We start from the raw sequence: 13,866 nt of genomic DNA, 5'->3' as shown, positions 1-13,866 counted from the left end.
TCGAACTTCTGCACGTGGAAGGATCGCAAGGCGGTGGCGCCAATCTGCGTCTGATGTACGGGGCCGCCACAGCCGGTCCGGCGGCTGCTTAACTGGATGTTTCCAAGGAGAAAGGGGCCGGAAAATACGCTTCAATCGCTCGGGCATGGCGGCGGGCGAGGCAGGAGGCGGTCCCTTTTTTGCATTCGATCCGGCGATGCAAAAACCCAACAAGACCAGCGGCTCGTTCCCTGCTGAAGAAGCGGCCGCGAAGCTGATCTCCTTGGCTATTTGCAAATTCGAGAAGGGCGGCAGGAATGTCCGGGAATGGTTTGCTGCCCGAAACCAATGTGTGATCCTGTCCGAGGAGCGCTTGAATGCGTGACCCCATCCGAAACCCGCATGGGGCGGGCCAGATACTCAGAGTTCCGGAAGCCCCAAGGCATTGGCACCGCTGCTAGATAGAAAACGGGCCGCTGGCTGAACACTCGGGCGGAGAATTCCCACCAGCCTTTCCGGTGACGGGAACGCGCCATGCTTTGCTTCCGGCAGATGCGATGTTTGCCGCCGTCCATTCTTCTGACTGCAAGCATTCAACCAAAAGCGCCACCTTTATTCATCCGACATTTCCAAGTTCGACCGCGCCGCCGCTCTTGCCCAGTAGTGCGGTCGAGCTTGGAATAAGGGGCAGCTTCACTGTCCATGCAGAGACTGGTTCGAATGGGCGGGCCTGACGACACCAATCCGGGTCCTCTTCTTTCAAGCGGCTCTTGGCCTTTGTGGTGGAACTGCATCCAACGTGATCGTTCTTCGCTCACACAAATATCGTGAGACACTAGCGCTTAACCCGTAACACGGTGCAGCATCTGGCGGCCCGGTGTCAGCCCCTGCACCTTCTCCACGATCGACGTGGCATCGATGCCGAAGTGGCGATAAAGATCGGCAATTGTGCCGGTCTGGCCAAAATGTTCGACACCCAGCGGCACCGTTTGATGCCCGATCACGGAGCCCAGCCACGACAGGGTGGCCGGGTGGCCATCAATGACGGTGACCAGTTTGCAGTTGCGGGGCAGATCGGCCAACAAGGTTTCAACATGGCTTTGGGCAGTGTCATTGCCGCGCGCCCTTGCACGTTGCGCGGCGGTCCACCCAGCGTTCAGGCGATCCGCCGACGTAACCGCCAGCACGCCGACATCGCGACGGCCCTGCGCGATGATACCCGCCGCCTTGATCGCCTCTGGGGCAACTGCGCCCTGATAGGCAATCACAACTTCGCAGTTCGGTCCGGGCTTGCGCAGCCAATAGGCCCCGTCGATGGCCCCCTGGCGGAAATCCTCATCCACGCGTTTGCCCGGCTGTTCGATCGGGTTGGTCGTCAGCCGCAGGTAGACCGATCCGCCGGTTTCATCGCGCAGCCAGGTGCGTTCATCCGGGTCGTTTTCGCCATCCTTTTGCAGATAGCCAAAGGCCCATTTCATGATCACGGCCAGTTCATCGGCAAAGGCGGGCTCGAAACTGGCCAGCCCGTCCTGGCTCATTCCGATCAGAGGGGATCCGATGGACTGGTGCGCACCACCTTCAGGGGCAAGGGTCACGCCCGACGGCGTGCCGACAATCATGAAGCGCGCATCCTGATAACAGGCATAGTTCAGCGCATCCAGGCCACGGGCCACAAACGGGTCATAGACCGTGCCAATCGGGATCACCCGTTTGCCAAAAGCCGAATGCGACAGGCCCGCCGCCGCCAGCAGCAAAAACAGGTTCATCTCGGCGATGCCCAGTTCGATATGCTGGCCGTCCGAAGTGAATTCCCATTTCGCGGTCGAGGGGATTTTTTCATTGATAAAGGTATCGGCCTGTTCGGTGCGCGCGAACAATTTGCGCCGGTTCACCCAGGGTCCAAGGTTGGTGGTGCCGGTCACATCGGGCGACATGGTAACGATCCGCGCCGCCAAATCGCTGTCGCCCCTGGACAAGTCATCAAGGATCTTGCCAAAGGCCATCTGGGTCGAAATCTCGCGATCAGACGACAGCTCAATCGCCGGCACGCCCAGCACATCATCGCTATGGCGGCGACGGCCCTTGGAAAAGAACACGGCATCGTCCAGGAATTTCTGTAGGGCAGCCGGGTCTTTCACAGTGGCGAATTTTTCCCATTCGTCACCTTCGGCAACACCCATGTGTTTTTGCCAGGCGGCCATCTGCGTCTTGTTCATCAAACCGCCATGGTTGTCCTTGTGCCCGGCAATCGGCGTGCCCCAGCCCTTGACCGTATAGGCCAGAAAACAAACAGGGCGGTCGTGGTCGATGGCATCGAAGGTCTCGGCCATGGTGTCAACGCAGTTGCCGCCGAGGTTTTCCATCAGCGCGGCCAGTTCGTCGTCCGAGCGCGCTTCGATCAGCGCGGTGACATCTCCCTGATCGCCCAGCGATTCCATCAGCCGTTCGCGCCAGACAGCCCCCCCCATGAAGGTCAGCGCCGAATAAAGCTGGTTGGGGCAATTGTCGATCCAGTCGCGCAGCCTGTCGCCGCCCGGTTCATCAAAGGCCGCGCGTTGCAATGCGCCGTATTTGACCTTGACCACATCCCATCCGAAGGCGTCGAAAATCTGCTCGATCCGTTTGAACAATCCTTCGCGCACCACACCATCCAGCGATTGGCGGTTATAGTCGATGATCCACCATGTGTTGCGCAGATCGTTTTTCCAGCCCTCTTGCAAGGCCTCGTAGATATTGCCTTCGTCCAGTTCGGCATCGCCGACCAGGGCCACCATCCGGCCCAGCGTGAGATCCTTGCCCCAGCTTTTGGCCGAGATGTAATCCTGCATAATCGATGCGAAAGAGGTGATCGCAACGCCCAGCCCGACCGAGCCGGTGGAGAAATCGACATCATCGATATCCTTGGTGCGGCTGGGATAGCTTTGCGCCCCGTGATAACCGCGAAAGTTTTCCATCTTCTCGCGGGTCTGATTGCCCATCAGATACTGGATCGCATGGAAAACAGGTGAGGCATGGGGTTTGACCGCAACCCGGTCTTCGGGGCGCAGGGCGCTAAAGTAAAGTGCCGTCATGATCGACACCATCGAGGCCGATGATGCCTGATGCCCGCCAACCTTGATCCCCTCGGTCTTGGGGCGAATGTGGTTGGCGTTGTGGATCATCCAATGCGACAGCCACAACAGCCGCTGTTCGATTGTTTTCAGATGTGCGGAGTTGTTTGTGGTCATGACAGAACTTTCGTGCTGGGCGTTACCATATGGGTTATCGCCCACGGTATTTCAGCTTTCAATCTGGGGGCTCGCAATTTCACCGTTCAGACCAACCGGGTTCAGGGTGGTTTGCGCGTTCGGGCTGTGCGCCAGTGATTTGCGATGCAGTTCGGCGAACTGTTCGGGCGTGGCATCAAAATCGATCCTGGCGGGTTTGAGCTGAATGCCCTCGGCCGTGGCCCCGGCGATGATGCTGACCATCATGCACGAGACCGGTCCCGGCGGCAGCAATTTCCGCGGGTTCGGCCCCTGATTGTTGCCCATCGGCAGGCACGGCCCATTCCGACGGGTTGTATGGCGCCAATAGATGAACCGGTTGCGGGCGAACCCATCTTCGACTGATCGGTATTGGCTCTCGTTCAACACAATGGTCGACGCCTGATAAATCGGGGAGCCAGCAGCGCCGATGCGCGAAGCATCGTGGGTTCCCGTATGAACTGATAGGGTCGACATACCGCGGCCCGGTGCGGAGCGATCGCTAAGGAATGGCCCTGCCTTGCGCCTGCGGTCAATGTGGTTAAGCCAGCCATCCGCGGTATGCCGGGGGGCCTTGCTGGTGATGTCGCCTGGAGTTTTCTTGCTGGACATATGTCGCTCCGGGATTCGGGATGATCTATTGGATGGTACACGCGGCCGGGTCGCCGAATTTGACCTTCGGGCTGTCAGGCGGCCTGCAAATTGTGTGCCCCAAGGGCGCTTTCCAGATCGTCGATAATGTCCTGCGCGCCCTCCAGCCCGACCGAGAGCCGCACAAGCCCCTCGGCAATGCCGTGCTCGGCGCGCTCTTCAGGGGTGTAGGTGGAATGTGTCATGCTGGCGGGGTGCTGGATCAGGCTTTCGGCATCGCCAAGGCTGACGGCGCGCTGGATCAGCTTCAACCGGTTCATGACCGCAATGCCGCCCGCCTTGCCACCTTTCACCTCGAACGGGATCATCCCGCCAAAGTCCGACATCTGACGCCGTGCCAGATCGGCTTGGGGGAAGCTATCCAGACCGGGGTAGGAGACCGACAACACTGCCGGATGCGCTTGGAGTGCCTGCGCGACTTTCATCGCGGTCTCGCAATGCCGCGCCATGCGCAGGTCCAGCGTCTTGATCCCACGCAGCAGCAGCATCGCCGTGAGGGGCGACATCACGGCCCCTGTCATATCCTTCAACCCCACCAGCCGCACCTGCATCATATCCTCTTGGCTGCCCACGATCAGGCCCGCCACGACATCGCCATGACCGCTCAGGAATTTGGTGGCCGAATGCACCACGATATCCGCACCGTGTTCGATCGGCCGCGTCAGCACGGGCGTGGCATAGGTGTTGTCCACCACCACCTTGGCCCCCGCCTGATGCGCGATCTGCGAAATCGCGGCAATATCCACCAAGCGGTTGTTGGGGTTCGCCGGGGTCTCGAAATAGACGATTTTGGTCTTTGCGCCGATCGCATGGCGCAGGTTCCCCGGCTCGGTCATATCGACCAGCGTCACCTTTACCCCGAAACGCGGCAGCCCGTGGGTCATAAAGGCGAAGGTGCAGCCATAAAGCGTCTTGTCGATGATCACCTCATCGCCCGCCTCAAGAAATGACCACATCGTCGAGGTGATCGCCCCCATGCCAGAGGCCGTACACAGCCCCGCCTGCGCGCCCTCAAGGTTCGCAATCCGGCGCTCCAGATGGTCCAGCGTGGGGTTGGAAATGCGCGTGTAGAAATGCCCCTGCTTTTCGCCGGCAAACATCTCGCCCCCTGCCTCGGCGGTTTCGAAGGTAAAAGTCGAACTCATATAGATCGGCGGGTTCAGCGCCCCTTGTTCGGACTGCGCGTCATAGCCGTGGTGAATGGCGCGGGTGGAAAAATCTTGCTGCTTTATCGTCATGGAGGCCCCCTGATCTCTGGAGGCGTTATATGTTGTTTCAAAAGGCGTTTAGTTGCTATTATGTGCGTGCCCTATACAAAGTTTGGCATATTATGCTTAAAAAACACAAATTAGACGCCACAGACCGCAAGATACTAAGAGCCCTTCAACACAATGGCAGGATGAGCAATCTTGACCTTGCGACAGCGGTAAATCTGTCTCCCTCCCCCTGCCTGCGGCGTCTTCGCATGCTGGAAAGCAGCGGAGCCATCACCGGCTATAGTGTGGACGTGGATGCCAAGGCCTATGGGTTGCCCGTGACTGTCATGGTGCGGATCAGCCTCGAAAAACATACAGATGATGTTGTTGGGCGGTTCGAGGCGCATATGCGCGATATCCCCGAGGTATTGGAATGTTTTGTGATGACGGGGCTGTCTGACTATCTTCTTCGTGTCGTGGTCAGTGATCTGGAAGACTACGAACGCTTCGTCCGCGTACGGTTACACCCCATCGGTGGCATCAGCTCCATCGACACCAGTTTTGTCTATGGAGTGGTCAAGCGCACGCATGTTTTTCCCCAGGTGGATTGATCGGCCGCTTTTGCCCCCGATAGCAATACTGGATCGTTGACTCTGTGATCGGCTTTGGTGGGCTCTGTTGCATGAATCGGCTGATGGCCAAGCCCTTCCTTTCCTCGGGCGGATTTGCCGTCAGAGGGTCAAAGATTTCTGCCAGCAGACAAGAAGGCGCGCGATATGCGCCTCTCACCGAGGGGCTTTGTTCAAAGCCAGATGTCTTTTTCAGGCACCGCTTCGCCGGTATGCACCCGGTGTCGCGCCAACCCAATGCTTAAACGCGCGATGGAAATTTGCCGGTGAGGCAAAACCGATATCCTGAGCGATAGCTTCGATGCTTTTTGAACCCGACATCAAGTCCCGAATGGCGATGTCGCGCCGCAACCCGTTCTTGATCGCCTGAAATGAAGTCGCGTCGGAATCGAGCCGTCGCATAAGGGTCCGCGGCGTCATCCCCAACATTCCTGCCGCGTTGGTCAAACTGCAGTCAAGTCGATCAGACAACAGAATCAGCTCTCGCACGCGAAGCGGCAAGGCATGCTCGCGCAGGTTGGTAAATATCCAGTCGCGCGGGGCGCGCACCAGAAAATCCTGCATCTCGGATTCGCTGCGAGAGGCCGCCAAATTCCCCAGTTTTGCGTCAAATGTGATTGCGGACGCGGGTTGGCCGAAATGAACCGGTGCGGGAAAAAGAACCGGATAGTCTTCAGCGAATTCCGGTCGGGCAAAAACAAAGCTGACACGCCGCAGTGGAAGCTCGTGCCCGGCAAGCCACGAGGCAATTCCATGCGCGAGTTTGATCAGCAGCATGTGCCCAAATCGCTGAGGGGTCGCATCGTTTCTGGGTACGAGAATGAGTTGCATCTGATCGGCATCGGTTCGAAAATCGAGACTGTAGTCATCAAGGAGCAGGTTCCAGAAGGTTGTAAACCGGAACAATGCGGCTGAAAGGGATGACGCACCGCGAACCGAAGCACAAAGATGCTTGAGCGCACCGGTCCGGATCGGTCGGCTCCACAAGCCCATCATTTCGTCTCCGGTCCCGATTGCAACCAGTTGATACAATTTGACAATCTGATCATGAGTGACACGTGCGCGCGGCTGTACGGCCGCGCTCAGCCGGGTTTGGTTCAAGAAATCCTTCAGCTGTCGCGGATCACAATGAGTCCGTAAGGATGTAAGCCAATCCTCCAGAAGTGCGCGCGAGACTGTCGGCAGGACAGGCGGATCGGATATTGAGGGCATAGGCGCACTCTGTCCTGGGATTTGGCAGTTATTGCAAGGTTTACGTCCATTTTTGAGATGGAAACCGTATAAAGATAGGATTATTTGGAAAGAAACGCCAGTCTAGGTAAGGAGCCGGTTAATTGGAATTGAAAGCCCCGATCAAGGACATGTTGTTCAACATCGAGCACCTTTCAGGGTGGGCAGCCGTGAAAGCCTCGCGCGTTGATGAAGGTTTGGAACTGGATGACGTGGTGGCCGTACTGGAAGAGTTTGGCCGGTTTTGCGCTGAAAAAATTGCGCCGCTGAATGCGGTCGGGGATCGGGAAGGATCAGTCTTTCAAGATGGCCATGTCACTATGCCGTCAGGCTTTGCAGAGGCCTATTCCCAGTTCGTTGACATGGGTTGGCAAAGCTTGCAGCACCCGTGTGACTACGAAGGCCAAGGCCTGCCGCGGGCTGTTGGAGCGGCGGCAACGGAGATTCTGAATTCGGCCAATATGAGCTTTGCGCTGTGTCCGTTGCTGACCGACGGGGCGATTGAGGCGCTACTGCTGGCCGGCGATGCCAAAACAAAGAAAACCTATCTGCCAAAACTCATCTCGGGTGAGTGGACCGGCACGATGAACCTGACAGAACCGCAGGCGGGCAGCGATCTTTCATTGCTCCGAACACGGGCCGAGCGCCATGAGGGCGGTACATATCGCATAACCGGTACAAAAATTTTCATCACCTACGGCGAACACGATCTGTCAAAAAACATCATACATCTTGTTCTCGCGCGCCTGCCGGATGCGCCTCCGGGTGTTAAGGGTCTCAGCCTTTTTCTGGTGCCCAAGTTCGTTGTTAACGACGATGGCCTGCCCGGCGCGCGCAATGACGTACGCTGCCAGAGCATTGAACATAAGCTGGGCATCAAGGCCAGCCCCACGGCGGTGCTGGAATTTGAGGGCGCCAGCGGTGTCTTGCTGGGCGAGGAAAACGCCGGGTTGAATTACATGTTCCAGATGATGAATGCGGCGCGCTATGCCGTAGGCTTGCAGGGTGTGGGCATAAGCGAGCGCGCATATCAGCAGGCGCTTTCATTTGCAAAAGAACGTGTGCAAAGCCAGCCGGTGGATGGAACGTCGAACCGGGCTGTCACGATCATCCACCATCCGGATGTGCGTCGTTTGCTGGCACGGATGCGCGCCATAACCGAGGGCACGAGGGCAATGGCGGCCTTTACCGCGGGCTGGCAAGAGCTTGCAAGTGTCAGCGAAACGGCCGCCGAACAGAGCGATGCGGCGCGTCTGGCTGAGTTTTTGGTGCCGCTGGTCAAAGGCTACAGCACTGAAATGGCCGTGGATGTGGCATCGTCTGGCGTTCAGGTGCATGGCGGAATGGGCTTTATCGAGGAAACCGGGGCCGCGCAGCACTACCGTGACGCCCGGATCCTGCCGATCTATGAAGGCACAACAGCTATTCAGGCCAACGATCTTCTGGGGCGCAAAACCCTGCGCAATGGTGGCGAGACCGCACGCCGTTTTGCGGTTATGATAGAGCAGACCGAGAAGGATCTGCATCAGGGATCATCTGTTTCCCAGGACATCGCCAGACAGCTGGGGCGCGCGCGCCTCTCATTCCTGGCCGCGGTCGACCATCTGTTGGAGATCAACAAAACAGACATCAACGCGGCCTATGCCGGGGGAGTGCCTTACCTGCTGCTGGCTGGCAATCTGTTTTCCGGATGGCAGCTGGCACGCTCTGTGGTCGTTGCCGAAAGGCTGAAGGAGCAGGGTGATGACACCGCCTTTCTGTCGGCCAAGATTGCGACGGCGCGGTTTTATGCCGATCACATCCTTCCCGAGACGCATGTGCATCGCGAGCGGATTACGGGTGGCGCCGAGAGCCTGCTTGGCGCCGTTCTGTAATCCGAAAATCCATGATGACCCGATACCAAAAGGACAATAACATGCCGCTCCAGATTGATATTTCCCGCTACGAAAACCTCGCCCTTGAGCCTCAGGATGACGGGGTCTGGATAGTCACGCTGAACCGCCCTGAAAAACGAAACGCGCTCAACCTCGACACCATTGAAGAACTGGTCGATTTCTTCTCTGTTGCACCACGGGCCGGCGTTCAGGCCGTGGTTCTGGCAGGGGCAGGCGACCATTTTTGCGCAGGTCTCGACCTGATTGAGCATCATGACGCAGATCGCAGCCCCGCCGACTTCATGCATGTCTGTCTGCGCTGGCACGAGGCGTTCAACAAGATGGAATATGGCGGCGTGCCTGTCATCGCCGCACTTCAAGGCGCTGTAGTCGGCGGTGGGCTCGAGCTTGCAAGCTCGGCTCATATCCGCATCATGGATCGGACCACCTACTTCGCCCTGCCAGAAGGGCAGCGCGGGCTGTTCACCGGCGGCGGGGCGACAATCCGTGTTACCGATCTGGTCGGCAAATCCCGGATGATCGACATGATGCTGACTGGTCGGGTCTATCAGGGGCAAGAGGCCTGCGATCTTGGTATGGCCCAGTACTTCGTCGAAGGATCAAGCTTTGACAAAGCGCTGGAGCTGGCGCGCAAGGCCGCGCAGAATCTGCCCCTGACCAATTTCGCGATCTGTTCGGCCGTAAGCCATATGCAGAACATGTCCGCCCTCGACGCAGCCTATGCTGAATCGGTGGTGGCCGGCGTCGTCAATACCCAGCCCGATGCTCGCGCGCGGCTTGCAGCCTTTGCCGACAAAAGCGCGGCACGTGTTCGACCAAACAGTTGAATCAGCTATGTTTACCTTAAGAGCGTCCAGGCGATGCTCTTAAGATTTTGCCAGTGGTCACGTGGGCGAAAACGTCGACCAGCTTCGACCACCTCGAAAGGAAATGATATGACCGCGAACCCAATCAGCCGCTATCCGGTGCCAGACATCAATGACATGCCAGAGGATATCAAGGCGATGATCCTTGGGGTTCAGGAAAAGGCCGGGTTCATTCCAAATGTGTTTCTAACGCTGGCCCACCGCCCCGATGAATTTCGCGCCTTCATGGCCTATCACGATGCGCTGATGGAGAAGGACAGCGGGTTGACCAAGTCTGACCGCGAAATGATCATCGTGGTCACCTCTAACGACAATGGCTGCCAGTACTGCGTCGTTGCCCATGGCGCAATCCTCAGAATTCGGGCGAAGAATCCAACCCTCTCCGATCAGGTGGCCGTGAATTATCGCAAGGCCGACATCACGCCACGTCAGATGGCAATGCTTGATTTTGCCATGAAAGTGTCAAACGATTCCCGCGCAATCTGTGATGCGGATTTCGAGGTATTGCGCACCCACGGATTCAATGACGAAGACATCTGGGACATCGCAGGGGTGACTGCATTTTTCGGATTGTCCAATCGTATGGCGAACTTTATGTCGATGCGCCCGAACGATGAGTTTTACATGATGGGTCGGAAATAGGCTTTTGCTTGCTTTGCGACGTCGAAGGGCGATCAACATAAATTGACGGTGTTAAGGTCCTATCGCGGCTTGTGAGTGAAGCTCGTCTGGCGTTGAGGGGGGCAACTTTGCTTCGACGACGAAGCCCCCTCGACCTTGGGATCCTCGATTGCCGTCACCGTGTCCCCGTCAGCCAATATATTGCCGTTGCTGTGGGGTGGTCCTCCCCCGCTGAAGCGGTCCTCCGCTATGTTCAGGAAAACGAAGGAAACACATGGCCAACAAGCGACCGAAGCCGAGGAGATTGTCACGAAGTCAGGGCGGGTTGAGATTCTGACGGGGCAAGGGATGCCGCGTCTGGATGCGATCCGACAGATTGGCGGGACTGAGCCGACGTTCTACCGCTGAAAGAAGAAGTACGGTGGAATGGGCGCGGACCGAAGGATCTGAAGCGTCTGCAGAAAGAGAATGAGCGATTGCGCAAGGCCGTTTATGATCTGGCGCCGGACAAGCCGATCCTGGCAGCGGCAGCAAAGGGAAACTTCTAAGCCCCGCTCCATCGATCGTGTTGGTGCTGAGCTGAATGTCCCGGAAGCGGGGTGAATCGTCTCTTCCTCATGGGGCTCAGCCTTTGAGTATTTTACTCTCCGGTAAACCCGGGGCGATTCAAACGCCGCAGTGTGTGTGGTTAAAAGAGGGTGGGTACGCCAACGCAAAGGCAGCGCACCCACGAAGAAATCAGTTCTGCAAATAAACTTCCAGCGTATCGTCCAGTGCGTCCTTCCACGGTGTGTGATGTACCGGAGCCATCGTTCCGGTAATGACGGATTTGTAGGAATTGTTCCTGAAGGTCATGATGTTATCGGCTTTGTGGCCTTTCCACTCATAGAACGCCTGGCATGCGCCATCTACGTCGAAGGTGGGATAGTCAGTCTCTTCAATCAGTTCCTTGACATAATCGCCCTGATATTTGATCGCATATTTCACGTCGTCCGATTCCTCTTCGCGGGCTTCGCGTTCGGCGACATCGGCCAGCAGAACCTGCTTGTCCGTCGGGATCTCGATTTTGCCCATGATAGCGTCTCGGACCCACCAGGCCTGGGCGTCGAACATGTTAAAGGTGAACCACTGATCCTGCATGCCCAGGTAGAACATTCTTGGATTGTGGACATAGACTACACCTTTGTACAGATCGGCGGCGGCCAGCCGGTTGGCAGTCCTCAGGCGCAGGTCGTCGGGCAGGAAGTTGAAATAGTGCTTGTACCCGGTGCACAGAATGATGGCGTCCACGTTTTTCGTGCTGCCATCGCTGAAATATGCGGTATTGCCATCGACCCGGACCAGGGCAGGCTTTTCTTCCCAGTTTTCCGGCCATTTGAAACCCATGGGTGCCGTGCGATAAGAGGACGTGACGGATTTGCAGCCGTATTTCCAACATTGCGATCCGATGTCTTCGGCAGAATAGGAAGCCCCCAGGATCAGGATGTCCTTGTCGGTGAATTCGCGCGCATCGCGGAAGTCATGCGCATGCAACACACGGCCATTGAACGTATCGAACCCTTCGTAAAACGGCACGTTTGGAGTCGAGAAGTGACCGGAAGCACAGATCACGTGGTCGAATTCTTGCTTGTAGGTGCTGTCCTTGTCGTGATCGTGTACGGTCACGGTGAACTTTTGGGTGGTATCGTCGTACTCTACCCAGCGGACGGCGGTATTGAAGCGGATCCAGTCGCGCACGTTGGCCTTTTTTACCCGCCCTTCGATATAATCCATCAGCACGGCACGCGGCGGATAGGATGCGATCTGTTTGCCGAAATGTTCCTCAAAGGAATAGTCGGCAAACTCAAGACCTTCTTTCGGCCCGTTGGACCACAGGTAGCGGTACATTGAGCAATGCACAGGCTCGCCGTTCTCATCCAGCCCGGTGCGCCACGTGTAGTTCCACAGGCCGCCCCATTCGCCCTGCTTTTCAAAACAGACGATGTCGGGAATGTCCTCGCCGTTCTTTGCGGCAGATTGGAAGGCGCGCAGTTGCGCGAGACCCGACGGCCCGGCTCCGATGATGGCCACACGTTTCTTTGTCATGCTGTCTCCCTATTGGTTCATACCAATGTAAAATTTTGGTTCTTTTGGTCTGGTCCAGTTACGCAGAAACTGCGCCTGCCTGTCAATCAATTTTAACAAAGGGAATATATCTTTCTGACTAAGGCTTTGGCTGTACGCCTTTTCTCTGCTACGGTTCGGGTATGGGATCTTCCAGTTTTGCACATCAACTTGCCGTCAAGAGCGCCCTGCCACGGATGTCGGTCGGCATGGCAGATTCGGTGAATGTCGGATTTCTCGCGCCGCTCAGCGGCCGAGTTGAAAGCTGGGGTCAGCCCGGCCTGAACGGCTGCCGCATCTGGGAGGATTGGCTCAATCGCGCCGGGGGTCTGCTGTTGGGCGGGCGGCGCTATCCGGTCCGGATCTGCCCCTATGACTGCGGTTATGACCCAGAGCGCGCGTTGCTGGGGGCAAAGCACTTGGTGCATCAGGAAGGCGTCAAGTTCCTGATGATGCTGGGCGGGGACACGTTCACGCCGGTGCGCGGCTTTGTTACCGACAACAAGGTGCTGACCTCGACTTTGCTGCCCTCGGACCTGTCACCTGACACACCCTATCTCATCGCGCCCAGCGAGCTGCACCCGATCTATAATGTGACCGGAGTCGAATGGTTGTCCCAGACCCGCCCGGAATTGAAGACCGTTGCGATCTGCAGCCAGATGGATGAGCTGGGCCGCCCGTCTCTCGCCACCTATCGCGCTGCATTCAAGGCGTCGGGCATCGGCATTGTGCATGAGGTCCAGTATGATCCCGATGATACCGACCCGGCCCCGATCGTGCAGCCGATGCTCGATGCAAAGCCGGATATCCTGTGCTGGAGCACGTCGTATACGCCGATGGTGCACGCTATGACGGAATATGCCCATGCCCAGGGTTATGACGGTCAGATCATTTCCTGCACGCTGGACGGATACGAGCGGCTGGTGGCCCGAACCTCGGTCGACTTCATGGAAGGCGTCACCTTTCAGTTCCCCGATTTCGACGATCCTCTGCTGCGGGAAAAGGCGTTCTTCTTCAACCAGCCAAAGGCGTTTTACGAAGAGTACAGCCGCCGGTTCCCAGGCACGTGGAGTTCGGTCAGCTGGGAATATGCCGCGATCCTGGACATCTGGCACGCGGCGGTGGAAAAGGCGGGGAATGTGCAGTCGCTATCGGTCATGGCGGCGATGAAGCAGTTGGGCCACGTCACCCATGCATTTGGGTCGGCGCATTGGTGGGGCGATGAATTCTTTGGTATTTCCAATGCTTTGGTCGGTGATTGGCCGGTCGTGACCATCCGCCAGGGCAAAGCACGGATTGCCGAATTCCGCTCGATTTCGGACTGGATGATGCGCCATGGCACTGTGCTGAAACGGGAGATGTCGGACCTGGGTCAGATGTGGCATCAGCGCCTTCCGCCGAGCAACCGACCGTCCCGTGCGCAGCGTCACGGTGCCGATGGATAGCGAGGC

At 57.5% G+C, this 13,866-nt stretch carries 12 protein-coding genes and 3 pseudogenes; 8 read left to right on the top strand and 7 right to left on the bottom strand.

The features are described 5' to 3' along the window. The first annotated feature begins 145 nt into the window (after positions 1 to 145). Positions 146 to 364, top strand: coding sequence for a hypothetical protein (locus NANH_RS28715; protein WP_027263955.1), 219 nt, complete (start codon positions 146 to 148; stop codon positions 362 to 364). Between the two features lie 80 nt (positions 365 to 444). After that, a pseudogene (locus NANH_RS29900) lies at positions 445 to 643 on the top strand (IS6 family transposase); the annotation flags it as partial. Positions 644 to 821: 178 nt separating this feature from the next. Here the strand turns inward: NANH_RS29900 and NANH_RS0121800 are convergent. From NANH_RS0121800 to NANH_RS0121790, 3 genes are all read right to left on the bottom strand, one after another. Continuing rightward, positions 822 to 3,206, bottom strand: coding sequence for a transketolase-like TK C-terminal-containing protein (locus NANH_RS0121800; protein WP_027263954.1), 2,385 nt, complete (start codon positions 3,204 to 3,206; stop codon positions 822 to 824). Positions 3,207 to 3,257: 51 nt separating this feature from the next. After that, positions 3,258 to 3,701, bottom strand: a complete 444-nt coding sequence (locus tag NANH_RS27590) for a hypothetical protein (protein WP_074920602.1) — start codon at positions 3,699 to 3,701, stop codon at positions 3,258 to 3,260. Between the two features lie 209 nt (positions 3,702 to 3,910). After that, positions 3,911 to 5,113 (bottom strand): methionine gamma-lyase, encoded by a 1,203-nt coding sequence (locus NANH_RS0121790; protein WP_027263953.1) that lies wholly within the window; start codon positions 5,111 to 5,113, stop codon positions 3,911 to 3,913. A 92-nt stretch (positions 5,114 to 5,205) separates the two neighbouring features. On the opposite strand from NANH_RS0121790, the gene NANH_RS0121785 reads away from it, so the two are divergent. After that, complete coding sequence (locus tag NANH_RS0121785) at positions 5,206 to 5,682, top strand: Lrp/AsnC family transcriptional regulator (RefSeq protein WP_027263952.1); 477 nt, start codon at positions 5,206 to 5,208, stop codon at positions 5,680 to 5,682. A gap of 210 nt (positions 5,683 to 5,892) precedes the next feature. On the opposite strand, the gene NANH_RS29720 is transcribed toward NANH_RS0121785, so the two are convergent. Then, positions 5,893 to 6,264 carry a helix-turn-helix transcriptional regulator gene (locus NANH_RS29720; protein ID WP_322786820.1) on the bottom strand — a complete coding sequence of 124 codons (372 nt, stop codon included), beginning with the start codon at positions 6,262 to 6,264 and terminating at the stop codon, positions 5,893 to 5,895. 93 nt (positions 6,265 to 6,357) lie between these two features. Next, positions 6,358 to 6,912: pseudogene (locus tag NANH_RS29715) on the bottom strand (AraC family transcriptional regulator ligand-binding domain-containing protein); the annotation flags it as partial. A gap of 122 nt (positions 6,913 to 7,034) precedes the next feature. Here NANH_RS29715 and NANH_RS0121775 point away from each other — a divergent pair. From NANH_RS0121775 to NANH_RS0121765, 3 genes are all read left to right on the top strand, one after another. Then, a complete protein-coding gene (locus tag NANH_RS0121775; RefSeq protein ID WP_027263950.1) occupies positions 7,035 to 8,804 on the top strand; it encodes an acyl-CoA dehydrogenase in 1,770 nt (589 codons plus the stop codon). Between the two features lie 41 nt (positions 8,805 to 8,845). Continuing rightward, positions 8,846 to 9,652, top strand: a complete 807-nt coding sequence (locus NANH_RS0121770; protein WP_027263949.1) for a crotonase/enoyl-CoA hydratase family protein — start codon at positions 8,846 to 8,848, stop codon at positions 9,650 to 9,652. A 108-nt stretch (positions 9,653 to 9,760) separates the two neighbouring features. Continuing rightward, positions 9,761 to 10,333, top strand: a complete 573-nt coding sequence (locus tag NANH_RS0121765; RefSeq protein ID WP_027263948.1) for a peroxidase-related enzyme — start codon at positions 9,761 to 9,763, stop codon at positions 10,331 to 10,333. A gap of 59 nt (positions 10,334 to 10,392) precedes the next feature. On the opposite strand, the gene NANH_RS29850 is transcribed toward NANH_RS0121765, so the two are convergent. Further along, positions 10,393 to 10,623: a PhnA domain-containing protein gene (locus NANH_RS29850; protein ID WP_367889528.1), complete on the bottom strand. Its 231-nt coding sequence runs from the start codon at positions 10,621 to 10,623 to the stop codon at positions 10,393 to 10,395. Here NANH_RS29850 and NANH_RS29400 point away from each other — a divergent pair. Continuing rightward, positions 10,562 to 10,851: pseudogene (locus tag NANH_RS29400) on the top strand (IS3 family transposase); the annotation flags it as partial. The gene NANH_RS29850 and the pseudogene NANH_RS29400 sit on opposite strands and share 62 nt — an antisense overlap. Before the next feature lie 199 nt (positions 10,852 to 11,050). Here NANH_RS29400 and NANH_RS0121755 read toward each other — a convergent pair. Then, positions 11,051 to 12,397 (bottom strand): NAD(P)-binding domain-containing protein, encoded by a 1,347-nt coding sequence (locus NANH_RS0121755; protein ID WP_027263947.1) that lies wholly within the window; start codon positions 12,395 to 12,397, stop codon positions 11,051 to 11,053. 161 nt (positions 12,398 to 12,558) lie between these two features. Between NANH_RS0121755 and NANH_RS0121750 the strand changes: the two genes are divergently transcribed. Next, complete coding sequence (locus tag NANH_RS0121750; RefSeq protein WP_027263946.1) at positions 12,559 to 13,860, top strand: ABC transporter substrate-binding protein; 1,302 nt, start codon at positions 12,559 to 12,561, stop codon at positions 13,858 to 13,860. The last annotated feature ends 6 nt before the right edge of the window (positions 13,861 to 13,866 follow it).

The organism is Sedimentitalea nanhaiensis DSM 24252 (assembly GCF_000473225.1).
In the GTDB taxonomy this organism is placed as follows: domain Bacteria; phylum Pseudomonadota; class Alphaproteobacteria; order Rhodobacterales; family Rhodobacteraceae; genus Sedimentitalea; species Sedimentitalea nanhaiensis.
The sequence above is the reverse complement of the archived record's forward strand: the minus strand, read 5'-3'. Positions and strand labels throughout refer to the sequence as shown.

Coding starts and splice junctions, on each gene's coding strand:
- NANH_RS0121755 (WP_027263947.1), bottom strand. CDS start 12,397: ATGACAAAGAAACGTGTGGCCATCATCGGAGCCGGGCCGTCGGGTCTC.
- NANH_RS0121770 (WP_027263949.1), top strand. CDS start 8,846: ATGCCGCTCCAGATTGATATTTCCCGCTACGAAAACCTCGCCCTTGAG.
- NANH_RS0121790 (WP_027263953.1), bottom strand. CDS start 5,113: ATGACGATAAAGCAGCAAGATTTTTCCACCCGCGCCATTCACCACGGC.
- NANH_RS0121785 (WP_027263952.1), top strand. CDS start 5,206: ATGCTTAAAAAACACAAATTAGACGCCACAGACCGCAAGATACTAAGA.
- NANH_RS28715 (WP_027263955.1), top strand. CDS start 146: ATGGCGGCGGGCGAGGCAGGAGGCGGTCCCTTTTTTGCATTCGATCCG.
- NANH_RS27590 (WP_074920602.1), bottom strand. CDS start 3,701: ATGTCGACCCTATCAGTTCATACGGGAACCCACGATGCTTCGCGCATC.
- NANH_RS0121800 (WP_027263954.1), bottom strand. CDS start 3,206: ATGACCACAAACAACTCCGCACATCTGAAAACAATCGAACAGCGGCTG.
- NANH_RS0121765 (WP_027263948.1), top strand. CDS start 9,761: ATGACCGCGAACCCAATCAGCCGCTATCCGGTGCCAGACATCAATGAC.
- NANH_RS0121750 (WP_027263946.1), top strand. CDS start 12,559: ATGGGATCTTCCAGTTTTGCACATCAACTTGCCGTCAAGAGCGCCCTG.
- NANH_RS29720 (WP_322786820.1), bottom strand. CDS start 6,264: ATGCAGGATTTTCTGGTGCGCGCCCCGCGCGACTGGATATTTACCAAC.